This window comes from Burkholderia sp. 9775_39 (genome assembly GCF_015712225.1).
GTDB classification, from domain to species: domain Bacteria; phylum Pseudomonadota; class Gammaproteobacteria; order Burkholderiales; family Burkholderiaceae; genus Burkholderia; species Burkholderia cenocepacia.
Genome location: NZ_JACCQC010000119.1, coordinates 1 through 388 on the forward strand (window position 1 = coordinate 1; position 388 = coordinate 388).

2 protein-coding genes are annotated in these 388 nt (G+C 44.8%); both read right to left on the reverse strand.

Annotated elements, in window-relative coordinates; all coding sequences use genetic code 11:
- A partial coding sequence (locus tag H0X90_RS35560) for a YebO family protein (RefSeq protein WP_215727358.1) occupies positions 1-143 on the reverse strand: 143 nt, incomplete at its 3' end.
- Positions 144-217: 74 nt separating this feature from the next.
- A complete protein-coding gene (mgrB, locus tag H0X90_RS35565) occupies positions 218-361 on the reverse strand; it encodes a PhoP/PhoQ regulator MgrB (RefSeq protein ID WP_000714550.1) in 144 nt (47 codons plus the stop codon).
- Positions 362-388 lie beyond the last annotated feature (27 nt).

A 388-nucleotide genomic window follows, 5' to 3' on the forward strand; every position in this document is an offset into this window, starting at 1 on the left:
GCCTCAAGCAGTTCAATCTGTTCGTTAGTCCGTGAACTGGCACGATTGATAAAAAACCACAAGATGAGCCCGATAAGAAGAACCACCACCGATACAACCAAAGACGCAATGTTCATCACGCCTGAATTTACAACTTCGTTCATTTCACCACCTCTGAGTAGAGGCGCTATTCTACCACTGCTGGAGAGGAAGAAAATCTAGTGCTGAAAAAATGATATCACCACGGGATAAACTGGTTAATGGCACAAATTCCGCTGAAAAATTGTACATCCTGATCGCACATCATGTTGAATACCTGCGCCCAAAGCAGCAAGCAAGCCAACACCACGACAACCAGAACGACCCATCGAAACTTTTTCACTCCAATCTCCGTTTCACCTACCTTATG